At 50.6% G+C, this 17,064-nt stretch carries 12 protein-coding genes and 3 riboswitches (1 of these 15 cut by a window edge); of the genes, 3 read left to right on the top strand and 9 right to left on the bottom strand.

The window, feature by feature from the left end; genetic code table 11:
* On the top strand, positions 1-446 hold the 3' portion of the coding sequence (locus OIM03_01280) for a hypothetical protein (GenBank protein ID HJI72913.1). Its footprint begins 46 nt before the window's first position; 446 of the gene's 492 nt are visible here — the last part of the coding sequence; its start codon lies off the left edge, out of view; it ends in the stop codon at positions 444-446.
* 48 nt (positions 447-494) lie between these two features.
* Here OIM03_01280 and OIM03_01275 read toward each other — a convergent pair whose 3' ends face one another.
* From OIM03_01275 to OIM03_01255, 5 genes are all read right to left on the bottom strand, one after another.
* Entirely contained in the window at positions 495-1,337 is an 843-nt protein-coding gene (locus tag OIM03_01275; GenBank protein HJI72912.1) for an IS3 family transposase, read from the bottom strand.
* A 29-nt stretch (positions 1,338-1,366) separates the two neighbouring features.
* A complete protein-coding gene (locus tag OIM03_01270) occupies positions 1,367-2,065 on the bottom strand; it encodes a helix-turn-helix domain-containing protein (protein ID HJI72911.1) in 699 nt (232 codons plus the stop codon).
* Between the two features lie 264 nt (positions 2,066-2,329).
* Complete coding sequence (locus OIM03_01265; GenBank protein HJI72910.1) at positions 2,330-3,952, bottom strand: CTP synthase; 1,623 nt, start codon at positions 3,950-3,952, stop codon at positions 2,330-2,332.
* A gap of 93 nt (positions 3,953-4,045) precedes the next feature.
* Positions 4,046-5,713, bottom strand: a complete 1,668-nt coding sequence (gene argS, locus OIM03_01260; protein HJI72909.1) for an arginine--tRNA ligase — start codon at positions 5,711-5,713, stop codon at positions 4,046-4,048.
* Positions 5,692-6,144, bottom strand: coding sequence for a DUF1934 domain-containing protein (locus tag OIM03_01255; protein HJI72908.1), 453 nt, complete (start codon positions 6,142-6,144; stop codon positions 5,692-5,694). Before OIM03_01255 ends, argS begins: the two co-directional genes overlap by 22 nt.
* 956 nt (positions 6,145-7,100) lie before the next feature.
* Between OIM03_01255 and OIM03_01250 the strand changes: the two genes are divergently transcribed.
* Entirely contained in the window at positions 7,101-7,799 is a 699-nt protein-coding gene (locus OIM03_01250; GenBank protein HJI72907.1) for a helix-turn-helix domain-containing protein, read from the top strand.
* 29 nt (positions 7,800-7,828) lie between these two features.
* A complete protein-coding gene (locus tag OIM03_01245) occupies positions 7,829-8,671 on the top strand; it encodes an IS3 family transposase (GenBank protein HJI72906.1) in 843 nt (280 codons plus the stop codon).
* A gap of 180 nt (positions 8,672-8,851) precedes the next feature.
* Here the strand turns inward: OIM03_01245 and OIM03_01240 are convergent, their stop codons facing one another.
* From OIM03_01240 to OIM03_01225, 4 genes are all read right to left on the bottom strand, one after another.
* A complete protein-coding gene (locus tag OIM03_01240) occupies positions 8,852-10,237 on the bottom strand; it encodes a sodium:alanine symporter family protein (protein ID HJI72905.1) in 1,386 nt (461 codons plus the stop codon).
* A gap of 148 nt (positions 10,238-10,385) precedes the next feature.
* Positions 10,386-10,483, bottom strand: a riboswitch (glycine riboswitch).
* A gap of 327 nt (positions 10,484-10,810) precedes the next feature.
* Positions 10,811-12,031, bottom strand: coding sequence for a dicarboxylate/amino acid:cation symporter (locus OIM03_01235; protein HJI72904.1), 1,221 nt, complete (start codon positions 12,029-12,031; stop codon positions 10,811-10,813).
* A gap of 318 nt (positions 12,032-12,349) precedes the next feature.
* Complete coding sequence (locus tag OIM03_01230; protein ID HJI72903.1) at positions 12,350-13,798, bottom strand: sodium:alanine symporter family protein; 1,449 nt, start codon at positions 13,796-13,798, stop codon at positions 12,350-12,352.
* 148 nt (positions 13,799-13,946) lie between these two features.
* A riboswitch (glycine riboswitch) is annotated at positions 13,947-14,047 on the bottom strand.
* A gap of 994 nt (positions 14,048-15,041) precedes the next feature.
* Positions 15,042-16,490: a sodium:alanine symporter family protein gene (locus OIM03_01225; GenBank protein HJI72902.1), complete on the bottom strand. Its 1,449-nt coding sequence runs from the start codon at positions 16,488-16,490 to the stop codon at positions 15,042-15,044.
* Positions 16,491-16,653: 163 nt separating this feature from the next.
* Positions 16,654-16,754: riboswitch (glycine riboswitch) on the bottom strand.
* Positions 16,755-17,064: the final 310 nt, after the last annotated feature.

Genomic DNA, 17,064 nt, shown 5'->3' with positions numbered 1-17,064 from the left:
TTCTTGGGGAACGGATGGAGAAGGCTTTTTATCCGGCTGCGCGGCGGTCTTTCACGTCGGAGACGGATGTGGCGGCGGCGTTCTATGCCTGGGCGAAGGCGCATGAGCTCTCTTTTGCTGAGAATCGTCATGTGATGAATGATGTGATCCGGAAGTATGTGTGCTTCCGTCTGCAGCTGGCTTCGAAGATGGCGCGTGATTTGTCTGTGGAAAACCGTTTCCTGTCTTCTGCTTTTGAGGGGCATCTGGATTTTGATACGACGCGTTCTCTGATGTCGGAGTTCGATGCGGCGGAGAAGGCTGCTTCTCTTTTCAAAGGGCCGGATTTCTTTACGAAGTCTGCTGTCCTTGAGATGCTCTCGCTGATGACGGCGGAGGTGAAGGAGTCGCTGCTTCCGGCTGCGGATTTCTTTGCTCCGGAGACGGAGGTGGTGCGGATTTGTTAATACAGACAAATAAATATCATAAAAAATCTAATCGTACTTTAATCTTAATCATGCGGCCATTGGAGCTGCGTTGAATACTTCCATTGGAGCTAAAAGATGTAATTTGCGCTGAATGCGTTTGTTGTTGTAGAAGTAGATGTAGCCGTTGATCATGCTTACCACTGCTTTACGGCTGGTGAATTTACGTGTGTAGTAACGTTCGCGCTTCAGCATTCCCCAGAACCCTTCCATCAGACCGTTGTCTGCACAGCAGCCTACACGGGACATGCTGTGAACCAGTCCTGCTTTTTCAACAATCTTATGGAATCCGTTGCTTGTATACTGGAATCCGCGGTCGGTATGAATCATTGGATGTTCTCCAGGATTCTCTTTAAGTGCCTTTTCCATTGTCTCAAAAGCCAGTGCAGTATTGTTCCTGTCGCCGATGACATAAGAGACAATCCGGCGATCATGGCCGTCAATAATCGCGCTTAAATATAACTTGTGCAAAACTCCATCAGCAGTTGTGTACTTGAATTCAGTGACATCCGTCATCCATCTTGCATTGGACACGCCGGCATCAAAGTCACGGTTCAGCAGGTTTTCAAAAATGTACTTTGGATCCTTTGCGTTACGAGTGCAACCATCGGTCTTGTACTTGATCACGGACTTAATATTAAGTATCCGCATGATACGAAGAACCAGACTGTCGCTTACATTTATATTGATGTTGTCATCCTTCTTGATCCAATCGTTAATCCGGCGGTATCCCATATCCGGATATTCCTGATGGGTTTTCATGACCTCCTGTGCGACCTTTTCTCTCAGCAGTTCACGGCCGCTCTTAATATGATTCAGCCATCCGTAATAAGCTGCCCGGGAGACCTTTGAGAGTCGGCAGAGACTTTCTATGGAGATGTTGGTTTCTTCATGGACTTCTTTTATGGCTTTAAAATCTCTGAGAAGGTGAGTAAGGCTGAATCCTTCGAGGAACGCAACCTTTCCTCTATCTCCATCTTTTTTTTTAGCAGGGCAATCTCTGCTATAAGATCCTTCTGTTCTTCAAGAAGTCTGGCATTCTCCTGACGCAGCTGTTCTTCTTCGGTCCGGGGCGTTTGGAGCCTGATCGGCTTTCCTCTGTAATCCTCAAGACCAACTTCGCCCATTTCCTTGAACTTTTTTACCCATGTGTAGAGCGTTTGGTAGGACATGTTGTACTTCTTGGCTATCTTGTTATAATCGCATCCACTGGCGATGCACTCCTGAACGATTCTGACTCGCTCTTCCTTGACCGATTGCTGGCGTTTGCCCATAAGATCTCCTCCTTCAGAAACGAGGTCTGTCAACTTATGCTCATTATACGCCTCAATCCATGTTTTAAGGGAGAGTGTGCCGGAAATTCTGTATTTGGCACAGACGGAAAGCATGGAAACACCGCCTTTAAGATATTCCTTTACGGCCTGGATCTTCATCTGATTGGAGTAGTAAGACAAATGCTGCCTGGGCCGCAATCCCTTAAAGCCCTCCTCTTTATACCGGAGGACCCATTTCCTGAATGTTATGCGGCTCATATGAAGATTTTCAGCTGCCTGGGTAATCGTAACACCCTGATAGAGATATGAAGCAATCTGGTCTAACATTTCCTCCGGGGACGCTTTGGTTTTACATGGCATAAGAATGACCTCCTAATATATTTATGATATTATTCTGTCTTTCTTGTTGAATCATACCAAAGGTGGCGCCGAAGGTGACGAATGAAGTTCATTTCCACGCAATTTCATTGCGGTTTTAAGGTGTTTTCAGCCGCAGGCTGGTTGGCATGTTTCCCCTTTCCCCTCCCACGCAAAAAGGACATCCCTTGCGGGATGTCCTTTCCTTATTTCCTTTTATCGTTCTATCATTGATTATTTGTTTTCATCTCTGTGAGCAACGGCTGCGTCTACGAGGCCCTGGAAGAGGGGATGCGGACGGTTCGGGCGGGATTTGAATTCCGGGTGTGCCTGGGTTGCTTCGAAGTATGGATGATCGGCGAGTTCGATGGTTTCAACGAGTCTGCCGTCCGGGCTGGTGCCGGATACGATGAGGCCGGCTTTTTCGAGTTCGGGGCGGAGTGCGTTGGAGACTTCCCATCTATGACGATGACGTTCATAGACGATTTCCTGGTTGCCGTAGAGTTCTCTTGTCTTGGTGCCTTCTTTGAGTTTGCACGGGTAGATGCCGAGGCGCATGGTGCCGCCTTTTTCGGTGACGTCTTCCTGGTCGGACATGAGGTCGATGACCGGGTATGGTGTGTCAGGTACGAATTCGGTGGAGTTGGCGTCTTTCATGCCGCATACGTCTCTTGCGTATTCGATGACTGCGCACTGCATGCCGAGGCAGAGGCCAAGGAACGGGATCTTGTTGGTGCGTGCGTACCTGATAGTGGCAATCTTGCCTTCTACACCGCGGTTGCCGAAGCCTCCTGGTACGACGATGCCGTCGATGTCCTTGAAGACTTCGCGGAGGTCGGGCTGTTCTTCTTCGATGGTTTCGGAGTTGACCCAGCGGATGTTGACTTTATTTCCTGTCTTGGAGCCTGCATGGGAGAGGGCTTCGACGACGGAGAGGTATGCGTCGTGGAGTTCGACGTATTTGCCTACGAGAGCGATGTTGACGGTCTTGTCGGCAGAAAGGATGCGGGAAACCATGGCTTCCCAGTCTTTCATGTCGCACGGGCTGTCGTCAAGGCCGAGTTTTTCGAGGGCGATGCGGTCGAGGCCTTCATCCCTCAGCATGAGCGGTACTTCATAGATGCTGGATGCGGTAAGGTTGTTGATGACTGCATCTGGTTCTACGTCGCAGAAGAGGGCGATCTTTCTCTTCATGTCTTCCGGGAGTGCCTTGACGGTGCGGCATACGATGATATCCGGCTGGATGCCGATGGAGCGGAGTTCCTTGACGGAGTGCTGGGTCGGCTTGGATTTCAGTTCGTCTGCTGCTTCGATGTATGGCACGAGGGTGACGTGGATGTAGAGTACGTCATTTCTGTTCGGCACGTCTTTCTTGACCTGACGGATGGCTTCGAGGAATGGCAGGGATTCGATATCGCCGACGGTGCCGCCGATTTCGGTGATGACGATGTCTGCATTGTCATTGCGGCCGACACGGAGGACTCTGTCTTTGATTTCGTTGGTGATGTGCGGGATGACCTGGATGGTGGATCCGAGGTATTCGCCTTTTCTTTCTTTATTGATAACGGACTGGTAGACTTTGCCTGTTGTCACGTTGGAAGCCTTGGAGAGGTTTTCATCGATGAAACGTTCATAGTGGCCGAGGTCGAGATCCGTTTCGGCGCCGTCGTCAGTGACGAATACTTCGCCGTGCTGATACGGGCTCATGGTGCCGGGGTCGATGTTAATATATGGATCGAATTTCTGGATGGTGACTTTGTACCCTCTGTTCTTGAGTAATCTTCCGAGGGAAGCGGCCGTGATGCCTTTGCCCAGAGATGAAACGACGCCGCCGGTTACGAAGATGTATTTAGTCATGAGACCTCCTCTTTCAATGATAGTAACGATCGAATTTTCTTCCTTTTATTATACTCCCGGCCCGTATGGGAAGAAATACGGCGGGATATATTTTTACATATGTTCAGGAGCAGAAACGCCGAGGATGGCGAGTGCATGCGCGAGGACGTACTGTACGGCTGTGATGAGGCCGAGGCGTGCTTCGGTGGTCTTTGCGTCGACGCCGAGGATTCTGCATTCTCTGTAGAAATGGTGGAAGAGGGCTGCCAGTTCGTAAGCGTACTTGGCTACGCGCTGCGGTGCTCTTTCAGCAGCTGCGCCCGCCAGAAGCTGGTGGTAGTTTTCCATTTTCTTGATGAGGTCGAATTCACATTCTTCCTTGAGGTAGGAGAAATCTGTACCTGCGAAGGACGGATCCCATTTCACGCCTGCTTCTTTGGCTTGGTCGAAGAGGCTGTGGATGCGGGCATGGGCGTACTGGATGTAGTAGACCGGGTTGTCGCTGGACTGTTTCTTGGCAAGGTCGATGTCGAAGTCCATCTGGGAGTCGAGTGTTCTTGCGCAGAAGAAATAGCGTGCTGCGTCGGTGCCGACTTCGTCCATCAGTTCACGCAGGGTGACTGCCTGGCCGGTACGCTTGCTCATCTTGACTGGCTGTCCGTCGCGGAGGAGGGTAACCATCTGGAGGAGCATGATTTCGAAATCATCGGGGTTGTATCCGAGGAATTTCATGGCCGTCTTCAAGCGGATGATGTATCCGTGGTGATCAGCGCCCCAGATGTCGATGAGTTTGTTGTATCCTCTTCCGATCTTGTTTCCGACGTATGCGATGTCGGAGCAGAAGTAGGTCGGAACGCCGTTGGTACGGATGACGACTCTGTCCTTGTCATCGCCGTTCTTTGTGGTGCGGAGCCAGAGGGCGCCGTCTTTTTCGTAGAGGTTGTCTTCGTCCTTCAGCACCTTCAGGGCCTTGTCGACCTGTTCCGGATAGAGGGATTTTTCAGAGAACCAGTTGTCGAAGTCTACGTTGAAATCGTGGAGGTCCTTGCGGAGGGCGTCGAGTTTTTCGTTGAGGCCGATGTCCTTGAATGCCAGGAGGCGTTCTTCATCGCTCATGTCGAGGTATTTCTTTCCGTCTCTTTCAAGGATTCTCTTAGCTGTTTCGACAATGTCCTGTCCATGGTAGCCGTCTTCCGGAATTTCTGCGTCGTAGCCGCAGAGCTGGAGGTATCTGGCATTGATGGATTCAGCGAGATGGTCGATCTGGTTGCCTGCATCGTTGACGTAGTATTCGGAATAGACGTCGTAGCCGGCAGCGCGGAGCAGGTTCACCATAGCGGAACCGTATGCTGCGCCTCTGGCATGGCCGATGTGAAGCGGGCCTGTCGGGTTGGCGGAAACGTATTCCACGAGGATTCTGTCCTTCTGGTCTTTCGGAAGGTCCCCATAGGACGGGCCTGTCTTCAGGATTTTTTCCAGTTCGGCATAGACGGTGTCTGCTGCCAGGAAGAAATTGATGAACCCTGCGCCTGCGATATCCATCTTGGCAACAAGGGGCGTGTCGATATGTTTCACGATCACTTCCGCGATCTGGCGCGGCGCTCTGTGCGCTGCTTTTGCCCAGCGCATGGAAGCATTGGTGGAATAATCGCCGAATTCCTTGGACTTCGGGACTTCCAGACGCTGCACGGGGGCGTATTCCCCTTCCGGCAGCTCGCCTGCCGCAATGGCGGCGTCCTTTGCTTTTTCAATGATTTCCTTCAGTTGTTCTCTGACTTCCATGAATACTCCGGATCCTCCCGCACTTCTATTACAACTTCATTTAAATGGTTAAACAGTCCTTTGAGCTCGACGTCGTAGGTCAAAACGACCTTGCCTTCGCCGGCTTCCAGGCTGTCTTCGATGCTCCTTGTGACGACGGTCACTTCGAGGGGACCCATCAGTGTCTGATAGGTCGACTTCGATGACTTGCCGATGCGGTACTCCTGCTCCTGCAGGAATGTGCCTTCCCGCAAAAGGCTGACGTGGTCCTCGTAAACGCGGAGCGTCGTCGTCGTGCCTTCCATGCCGGCTAGTTTCGTTTCCCGGTAAGAGACGTACCTCATATTCCCCTCTTCCCCGTAAATGCCCGGGGTTTCCAGGGTGATTTTCTCATCCTTTCCGGTCTCGTCACGCTGGACGGAAGTGACATTGATAATGACGTGTTTCTCCAATCTATGCCGCCTCCTTCATCAATGAATCAATCATTTTTATTATATCATAAGAAGGTCTTTTTCCACTCCTTCTTATAACAATACAATACCAATCATTATAGCACGCGCGTCTACCTCTCTCAAATGGAAAATGGAAATAAATAAAAAGAAAAAAGGGCAGAGAAATGAATCATTTCTGAGGGCCCTTTTGTGTGGGATTTGGGTGGAAGAGAAAGCATACAGCCGGACTGCTCGAATGGCAAGAGGAAAACCTTCACAACCAGCCTGAAGGCTGAGGGAGATGAACCTCCTTTTAAAAACCGTAAAACCAGCCGTTGGCTGAAGGAAAACCTTACAACTAGACTGCGGCTTTCGGTAATCAACCCTTTTGAAAACCATAAAACCAAGGCTTTGCCTTGAGGAAATGCAACTCATCCCTTTACTTATTAACTGCACCTCTTTCGTCGCCTAACGGCGCCACTTCCCCCGTGGGGGCAGCTTCACAAGGAATAAAGAAAAGATTTCATGTTTTATTTGTTTTGGACCTTTTGTACCCCATCCCATACGCCCTTCCCCGTCCGGGAAGGCGAGTATTGGCGGCGCTTTGGGAAGGCGAGTGTTGGCGGCGCTCGGGAAGGCGAGTGTTGGCGGCGCTCGGGAAAGTAAGCACCCGGCACCTTCGAGCTTGCGAGTTTCCAATCAATGAGTTTCCACAAAAAAGGGGCTGTGACAAAAATGTGTAATCATTTTGCCACAGCCCTTTTTCTATTAGAATATTTCATTAAAAGATTATCTAACAAATGTATTTATTGGTTTTATCTGAAAACCTAAAAACCTCGCTTCGCTCGAGAACTACATCTCTTTCCCCGGCTTCGCCGGGACCTTTGGTATGATTCAACAAGAAAGACAGAATAATATCATAAATATATTAGGAGGTCATTCTTATGCCATGTAAAACCAAAGCGTCCCCGGAGGAAATGTTAGACCAGATTGCTTCATATCTCTATCAGGGTGTTACGATTACCCAGGCAGCTGAAAATCTTCATATGAGCCGCATAACATTCAGGAAATGGGTCCTCCGGTATAAAGAGGAGGGCTTTAAGGGATTGCGGCCCAGGCAGCATTTGTCTTACTACTCCAATCAGATGAAGATCCAGGCCGTAAAGGAATATCTTAAAGGCGGTGTTTCCATGCTTTCCGTCTGTGCCAAATACAGAATTTCCGGCACACTCTCCCTTAAAACATGGATTGAGGCGTATAATGAGCATAAGTTGACAGACCTCGTTTCTGAAGGAGGAGATCTTATGGGCAAACGCCAGCAATCGGTCAAGGAAGAGCGAGTCAGAATCGTTCAGGAGTGCATCGCCAGTGGATGCGATTATAACAAGATAGCCAAGAAGTACAACATGTCCTACCAAACGCTCTACACATGGGTAAAAAAGTTCAAGGAAATGGGCGAAGTTGGTCTTGAGGATTACAGAGGAAAGCCGATCAGGCTCCAAACGCCCCGGACCGAAGAAGAACAGCTGCGTCAGGAGAATGCCAGACTTCTTGAAGAACAGAAGGATCTTATAGCAGAGATTGCCCTGCTAAAAAAAAAGATGGAGATAGAGGAAAGGTTGCGTTCCTCGAAGGATTCAGCCTTACTCACCTTCTCAGAGATTTTAAAGCCATAAAAGAAGTCCATGAAGAAACCAACATCTCCATAGAAAGTCTCTGCCGACTCTCAAAGGTCTCCCGGGCAGCTTATTACGGATGGCTGAATCATATTAAGAGCGGCCGTGAACTGCTGAGAGAAAAGGTCGCACAGGAGGTCATGAAAACCCATCAGGAATATCCGGATATGGGATACCGCCGGATTAACGATTGGATCAAGAAGGATGACAACATCAATATAAATGTAAGCGACAGTCTGGTTCTTCGTATCATGCGGATACTTAATATTAAGTCCGTGATCAAGTACAAGACCGATGGTTGCACTCGTAACGCAAAGGATCCAAAGTACATTTTTGAAAACCTGCTGAACCGTGACTTTGATGCCGGCGTGTCCAATGCAAGATGGATGACGGATGTCACTGAATTCAAGTACACAACTGCTGATGGAGTTTTGCACAAGTTATATTTAAGCGCGATTATTGACGGCCATGATCGCCGGATTGTCTCTTATGTCATCGGCGACAGGAACAATACTGCACTGGCTTTTGAGACAATGGAAAAGGCACTTAAAGAGAATCCTGGAGAACATCCAATGATTCATACCGACCGCGGATTCCAGTATACAAGCAACGGATTCCATAAGATTGTTGAAAAAGCAGGACTGGTTCACAGCATGTCCCGTGTAGGCTGCTGTGCAGACAACGGTCTGATGGAAGGGTTCTGGGGAATGCTGAAGCGCGAACGTTACTACACACGTAAATTCACCAGCCGTAAAGCAGTGGTAAGCATGATCAACGGCTACATCTACTTCTACAACAACAAACGCATTCAGCGCAAATTACATCTTTTAGCTCCAATGGAAGTATTCAACGCAGCTCCAATGGCTGCATGATTAAGATTAAAGTACGATTAGATTTTTTATGATATTTATTTGTCTGTATTAACAAATCCGCACCACCTTCTCCTTCGGAGCAAGGTTAACACCCTTAAACCTCGCTTCGCTCGAGAAAAGGAAAAAGCAGCGTTCTAACGAATTTTGTCACAGCCCCCTCTATAGGTTCTATTTCTTTTCTTATCTCTTTCCGATTCTTCTTGCTTTGTAGGCTTTGAGTTTGGCGTCGCGGATTTCGAGGTGTTCGAAGTATTTCTTGGTTTCTGCGACGATGACGCCTGTGAGGCCCAGGAGGGCAATAAGGTTCGGAATGGCCATGAGACCGTTGACGATATCTGCGAGTGCCCAGATGGATTCGAGTTTCAGGAAGGCAGCGGATGCGAGGATGACGAGGAAGAGGACTCTGTAGAAGAGGATGCTCTTGGTGCCGAAGAGGTATTCCCAGCAGCGTTCGCCGTAGTAGTTCCAGCCGAGGATGGTGGTGAAGGCGAAGAGTGCGAGGGATACGGTGAGAAGGATCGGCGCGCAGTCGCCGTAGGTGACTGCGAATGCGTTCTGTGTAAGTTCAGCGCCGTTGGTGTCGCCGAGCCACTGGCCGGATACGATGATGGTGAGGCCGGTCAGGGTACAAATGATGATGGTGTCGATGAAGGTACCGGTCATGGAAATGAGGCCCTGTTCTGCCGGCCATTTTGTTTTAGCGGCTGCAGCGACGATCGGTGCGGAGCCTAAGCCGGATTCGTTGGAGAAGAGGCCTCTGGCGATACCGCTTCGCATAGCGAGCATGACGCCTGCGCCGGCAAAGCCGCCGGCAGCTGCGGTGCCGGAGAATGCGCCGTGGAATACCTGGCTGATGGCGCCCGGGAGGCCGCCTGCATTGATGGCCAGGAAGATGACGGTAACGACGAAGTAGATGACGGCCATAGCCGGAACGATTTTTTCAGCAGCTTTTGCGATGGACTGGAGTCCGCCGAAGGTGATGATAGCTACGAGTACTGTAATAACGGCGCAGGTGATGTAGGTGGAAATGCCAAATCCTGCTTCTACGGAGGAAATGATGGCGTTCATCTGTGTCGTGGTGCCGGAGCCTAAGAGTGCTACCATGCATCCGAAGAAGGCAAAGAGGACGGCGAGTGGTTTCCATTTCTTGCCAAGGCCCATTTCGATGTAGTACATCGGGCCGCCGGCGATATTGCCGTTGTCATCGACCTGGCGGTACTTGACGGCAAGGCAGCCTTCTGCGTACTTTGTCGCCATGCCGAAGAAGGCGGCGAGCCACATCCAGAAGAGTGCGCCAGGGCCGCCGAGTTTGATGGCGGTAGCGACGCCGACGATGTTGCCGGTGCCGACGGTGGCAGCGAGCGCGGTACAAAGCGCTTTGAATGAATCAATGTCTCCTTCGCCCTTGTTTCTTGCGAAGAATATGAGCTTCAGAGCTCTCGGCAGTTTGACGACCTGCAGCAGTGTGAGCCGGAATGTGAGCCAGATGCCCGTACCGACAAGTAAGACTAAGAGCCACGGTCCCCAGACGATGCTGTCAATCTGGTTTAAGATGTCTAACAACATAGATTTTTCCTCCCATTTTCCCCAGATCCCCCACCCCTTTGGAGGGATCCACTACCTGAGAAAGACTTTTCTTTCCCAAAACCCATTAAAAAACCGCCGGCTCTGAAAATGAAAACAGAGCCGGCGGTCCATTGATTTCTCAAAGTCCTTGTCCGGCCCTGTCCTTTTGCCTGAGAGATTGAGGCTTGCGCCTTTTGCACCTTCGGCTTCCGCATCGTTTCAGCGGAGATCTCCAGAGTTATGTCCGCATACAGTTTCGTGTTCTTTGAACGCCTGATAGTGTTACTCCTTCGGCAGTCTCCGAAATGTGTATATGAATAAGTATACACTTTTCATCCTCGAGCTTTTTCTGTATGCATCATCCATTACGAATTGTATTGTTATTATAAGGCAAAGCAGGTGTATTGTACAATAGCAATTTTGTAAAATTTTCTATATTTCTATAAAAAATTCTTACAAATTTTGCATATATAGTGGACACTTGTTGCATTATAAGCATACACAAGTCTATTTTATTACTATTATATATAGGAGAATGTCGTGAAGTGGATCACTCCCCCATTTCCTTCTTTCTTATTCCGTGATCTGAATGTCAGAGGGCACTTCCTGTTCGGATGCGTTGACGACGACGGCAACGGCTGCATCGCCTGTGATGTTGAGGCAGGTGCGGAACATGTCGAGGACTCTGTCGATACCGGCTACGAGGGCAAGGCCTTCGAGCGGAAGTCCGACGGACTGGAGTACCATGGCAAGCATGATGAGGCCTGCGCCCGGGACGCCGGCGGTGCCGATGGAGGCAAGGGTGCCGGTGAGGACGATCATCATCATCTGGTCAAAGGTGAGCGGTACGCCGAATACGTTGGCGATGAAGATGGAGCAGACGCCCATGTAGAGAGCGGTGCCGTCCATATTGATGGTCGCGCCAAGGGGCAGTACGAAGGATGCGATGTCGCGGTGAACGCCGAGTTTTTCCTGGACGTTCTTCATGTTGACCGGAAGCGTGCCTGCAGAGGAGCAGGTGGTGAAGGCGATGGCCATGGCTTCAGACATGCCGCGGAAGAAGGTGACCGGGCTCATGTGAGCGGCGACGGTCGTCATAGCGGAGTATACGCAGACGGCGTGGATGGTGCAGCCGATCAGCATGCAGATGATGACGGAGAGAAGCGGCAGGAGCACTTTCGGTCCGTTCATGACGACGACAGGAAGCAGCAGGCAGAAGACGCCGATCGGAGCGGTCTTCATGATCATGGCAATGATCTTGTAGCAGACTTCAGCGAATGCATCGAAGAAGCTGATCAGTGTTTCGGCTCTCTTGCCGCCGACGGAAATGATGCCGGCTCCGACGAAGAGGGCGAAGATGATGACTGGCAGGATGTCTGCCTTGGCCATGGATGCGATCGGGTTCGACGGGATCATATCGACGAAGACCTGCATGATGCTCGGAGCTTCCTTGACCTTCGGCGCGGTCGCTCCGGCCATGCTCATGCCGGTGCCCGGATCAACGGCAAGGGCTACGGCAAAGCCGATCACGATGGCAATGGCGGTGGTCACCATATAAATGGACAGTGTCTTGATACCGATACGGCCCAGTTTCTTCATATCCCCCATGGACGTCATGCCGACGACCAGGGAACAGAATACGACAGGAACGATCATCATCTTGATCAGATTGATGAACATGGTGCCGATCGGGGCAATCCATGTCTTCACAGGCGCCGCCGCGTCTTCTCCCAGTACCAGTCCGACGATGACGGACAGGACGAGGGAGGCAAAAATCTGTAACGAAAGATTCATAATTTCCCCTCCAGGTGCCTTTTCAGGCATTTAAAATGATAGCCATATTATAGGAGCATACATAATAAAAAACTAATAGATTTCGCAAATGATTCATACATTTATATATGTACCGTTCTGAGATATTTAATAAATTATGTAAAGCATAACCTTTGTATTATAATTCATGAGATTTTCTATTTCGCTTTATGAATCAACATGCATGAAAAAAAGAGCGCGATTGAGAATAACCGCGCTCCTTATGTAATTTCACGATAAGCAGGAAATGGGATTTCCTTTCTGAAAAACTAAACAGAGGAGTTTATTTTCTAATGATACTCAAATCTTCTGGATTACTTCTTCTGCCTCTCTCCCCCCTGCCCTTGCTGCCTTTTCAGCGGCGATGACTTTCTGGTAGGAGAAGACTTCTTCCTTGATGACCGGGGCGAGGACGAGGATGGAGATCAGGTTCGGGATCGCCATGAGGGCGTTCGCGATATCGGAGAGGCTCCAGACGAGGTCGAGGGTCTGGGTAGCGCCTACGTAGACGACCATGGAGAAAGCGACGCGGTAGATGATGTTGTACTTATGGGTGCCGAAGAGGTATTCCCATGCTTTTTCGCCGTTGTATTCCCAGCCGAGGATATTGGAGTACGCGAAGAGGATGATACCGATGGAAACGATGTAGCTGCCGATCGGTCCGATATTATGGGAGAAGGCTGCCATGGTGAGTGCCACGCCGGTCAGCGGCTTTCCGTCAGCGCCAAGGGTGCCGAGTACGCCGGAGGAAGCGATGGTGAGGCCGGTGATGGAGCAAACGACGATGGTGTCGATGAAGGTGCCGGTCATGGAAATGTAGCCCTGTCTTGCCGGACGGTCGGTCGTGGAAGCAGCGGCCGAGATGGCAGCTGAGCCGAGGCCTGCTTCATTGGAGAAGCATCCTCTTGCCACGCCGTAGCGCATAGCGTTCATGACGGAAACGGTGACCGTGCCGAGCACGCCGCCTTCGACAGCGGAAGGATCGAATGCCATCATGATGATCATGTAGAGGCCGTGCGGTACGTTTTCAATATTGAGGATGACGCAGAGGAGGCCGGCAGCGATGTAGAAAGCAGCCATGCCCGGAACGACGATGGAGGAAACTCTGGAAATGGAGGTGATGCCCCCTACGATGACGGCCAGGGTCATGACGGTCATGATGATGCCGCTGATTTCATTGGAAACGCCGAATGTCGCATTGACGGCGGTGCTGATGGAATTCGCCTGGGTCATGTTGCCGATGCCGAAGGAGGCAATGACGGCAAAGAGAGCGAAGAGGAAACCCATCAAGATGCCGGCTTTCTTATTTTTGAAGCCGTTCTTCATCGTGAACATCGGGCCGCCCTTCATTTCGCCCTTCGCGTTCACTTCACGGAACTTGAAGCCGACCATGCATTCAGAGAATTTCGTGGACAGGCCGAAGCAGGCGGAAATCCACATCCAGACGAGAGCGCCCGGGCCGCCGGCAAACATAGCCGTCGCAACACCTACGATATTTCCTGTGCCGATCGTAGCCGCCAGAGCGGTCATCAGCGCGGAGAAGGGAGAAACGTCGCCGCTTCCCCTTGAAGTCGTCCTGGACTCCTTCGAGAAAATGCTCTTCAGCGCATAGGGAAGATTTCTCCATGTGAGAAAGTGAAGTGTGAGGGTCATGTAAATCCCCGTGCCCACGAGGAGACAGAGCATAACCGGCCCCCATACGAAACTATCAGCCGCATTGGCCCATTGATTGAGTTCAGCCATATCCATTTTCGGCAGCTCCCTTCTTGATTACTTGCTATACGGGATTCAATAATTTTTGGAAACAAAAAAGCGCCGCACTCAGCCTTCAGAAAGATCTGAAGTGCAAAGCTGGCGCTATGTATGTATGCATCCACGCATAGCCGGGAGTTACCCTGCTGCCAGCCCTGTCCTTTTGCCTGAGAGATCCGGGATCAAAGACCCCTTTGCACCTTCGGCGTCCGCATCTTTTCAGCGGAACTCTCCAGAGATGTGTCCGTACACAGTTTCGTGTTCTCAGAACGCCTGATAGTGTTACTCCTTCGGCAGACATTTTCATGTCATTTTTCCGTGTACTTCATCCACCCTTATGGTACGGGAACCCGTACATTTCCACCACAAACCGGGACTCGTCATAGATTCCGCCCTCGGATGTGATTTGATTGAATTATACACGCATTTTTTCAAAAAGCAAGTACTTTTTCATATATATTTTTTATATATTGATACTATGTATTTTTCTAAATTCCGCATACATGAAAACCGCCGCCCGCATACTGTATATCGCATATACAGAGGGTATAAAGAACTAGTTTTCGGGATAGATGGAAATGGATGTACTGTGTTTTTTGATAGAAAATATCTATGTAATTTTGAAACAGGAAGGAAACGGGAAAAAAAGATAAAAGATTAAAGGCGCAGAATATGATCATGGTCAAAAGCAAGATTTGAAAGAGGAATGATTAAGAGCGCAGGGTACCTTCCTTATATATATGTTATTTATATATAGAAAGGAGGATTAAAACCGGACAACCGCAGCTTTGCTGCGTGGTAATCAACCCTAACCGCCACTTCGTGGCCCTCCTTCCCCGTCTGGGAAGGTCAACACCACTTACTTGCTTCGCAAAGGGAAAAGAGAAAACCATACAACCTCGCTTCGCTCGTGGTAATGAACCCCTTTCGGCGCATGCGCGCCACTTTCCCCTTACGGGGACAGCTAAACCTCGCGATGCTCGTGGAAAACAAGCAAACCTCGCTTCGCTCGACGAAATGCAACTCATCCGCCCCGTACACTAACTTATGAGACATTTGTGTTGCTACCGCTGATTTCCACTGGTATACGGCGCACCTTCTCTTCCAGAGCAAGGTTAAAGGCATTCTTCCCCCATCCTCCCCGCCAGAAAACCCCGTCCTATGCATCGGGCGGGGTTTTGCTGTATTTCCTTTATTTCCTGTAAGGGAGATTTCTTTAATCTTGCCTTTTTGAGCCTGATCAGATGCCGGCTCTTTCTTCGACGGCTGCTTCTTTGGCAGCTGCTTTTTCTGCTTTTTCGCGTTCGATGACGGCCTGGAAGCGGAATACTTCTTCTTTGACGACTGGCGCGAGGATGAGCATGGAGATGAGGTTCGGGATGGCCATGAGGGCGTTTGCGATGTCGGAGAGGTTCCAGACGAGGTCGAGGGTCTGGGTGGCTCCGATGTAAACGACCAGGGAGAATACAACGCGGTAGATCATGTTGTATTTATGGGTGCCGAAGAGGTATTCCCATGCTTTTTCGCCGTGGTATTCCCATCCGAGGATGGTGGAGAATGCGAAGAGGATGATGCCGATGGAGACGATGTATGCGCCTACGACGCCGATGTTCGAGGAGAATGCGGCGATGGTGAGTTCGATTCCCTGAAGGGGTGTGCCGTCAGCTCCGTTTGTGCCGAGGACGCCGGAGGAGGCGATGGTAAGGCCAGTAATGGTGCAGACAACGATCGTATCCCAGAATGTACCTGTCATATTGATGTAAGCCTGACGGACAGGATCATCGGTGGTAGCTGCAGCAGCTGTGATGGCTGCCGAGCCCATGCCTGCTTCGTTGGAGAAGCAGCCTCTGGCTACGCCGTAGCGCATAGCGTTCATGACGGAGACGGTGATGCCGCCCAGGACGCCGCCGCCGACTGCCTGCGGGTCGAATGCCATCATGAGGATGAGGTAAAGTCCGTGTGGAATGTTTTCAATGTTGACGATAATGCATGCCACGCCGGCAATGACGTAGAAGACGGCCATGCCCGGTACGACGACGGAGGAGACTTTGGAAATGGTCTTGATGCCGCCGACGATGATGGCAAGGGCCATGACGGTCAAGACTATGCCGGTCATTTCCGTGGATACGCCGAATGTGGAGTTCACGGCGCCGGAGATGGAGTTCGCCTGAGTCATGTTGCCGATGCCGAAGGAGGCGATGACGGCAAAGAGTGCGAAGAGGAAGCCCATGATGCTGCCGAGTTTCTTATTCTTGAAGCCATTTTTCATGGTGAACATCGGGCCGCCTTTCATTTCGCCCCTTGCGTTCACTTCGCGGTACTTGATAGCGAGCATGCATTCAGAGAATTTGGATGTGAGGCCGAAGCATGCGGAGATCCACATCCATACAAGTGCGCCGGGGCCGCCTGCAAACATAGCGGTCGCAACGCCTACGATATTGCCTGTGCCGATGGTAGCAGCCAGGGCTGTGCAAAGTGCGGAGAACGGGGAAACGTCACCCGTCCCCTTCTTCTGGCGGGCTTCTTTGGAAAGCACGCTGTGAAGTGCGTATGGGAGATTTCTCCAGGTACGGAAGTGTACCGTACAGGTCAGATAAACACCGGTCCCGACGAGAAGCAAGAGCATCAGCGGGCCCCAAACTATGCTGTCAATTTGGCTGACGATTGAATTTACAGAAGCCATGTCCATGATAAAATCCCCCTACCTTTTCATTACTGGTTACAAAGTAATTACTCCTTTTCCAACAACAGGGAAAGCAAAAAACCGCCGCGTTCAGGCTCCGGAAAAACCGGAATCTAAAGGCTGGCGGTCCTATGTATGTATGCATCCATGCATAGCCGGGTGTTACCCTGCTGCCAGCCCTGTCCTTTTGCCTGAGAGATTCGGGATCGGTGATCCCTTAGCACCTTCGGCGTCCGCATCGTTTCAGCGGAGCTCTCCAGAGATGTGTCCGTACACAGTTTCGTGTTCTACTGAACGCCTGATAGTGTTACTCCTTCGGCAGACATTTTCATGTCATTTTTCAGTGTACATCATCCACAGATATGTATGCGCTTTGGCTCTATGAGCCTGCCGGGCATTTGCGGCATATACAAAGGCACTTGGCCTGAAGTATACAAGAGGATTGATGGATTTCCCTTTTTTAAAAGGCAGGGCCCCCACCCGGGAGAGAGTTCTGGGTTTCTCTCCCGGCGGCCCGGGACTGCGATTCCGAAGATGGATGGATGCGCAGGCCCTGTCCCAGGCCTTGTATCATACTGCC

This window comes from Veillonellaceae bacterium (assembly GCA_025992895.1).
GTDB lineage: Bacteria > Bacillota > Negativicutes > Veillonellales > Dialisteraceae > Dialister.
This window is presented reverse-complemented; position numbering and strand designations above follow the sequence as displayed.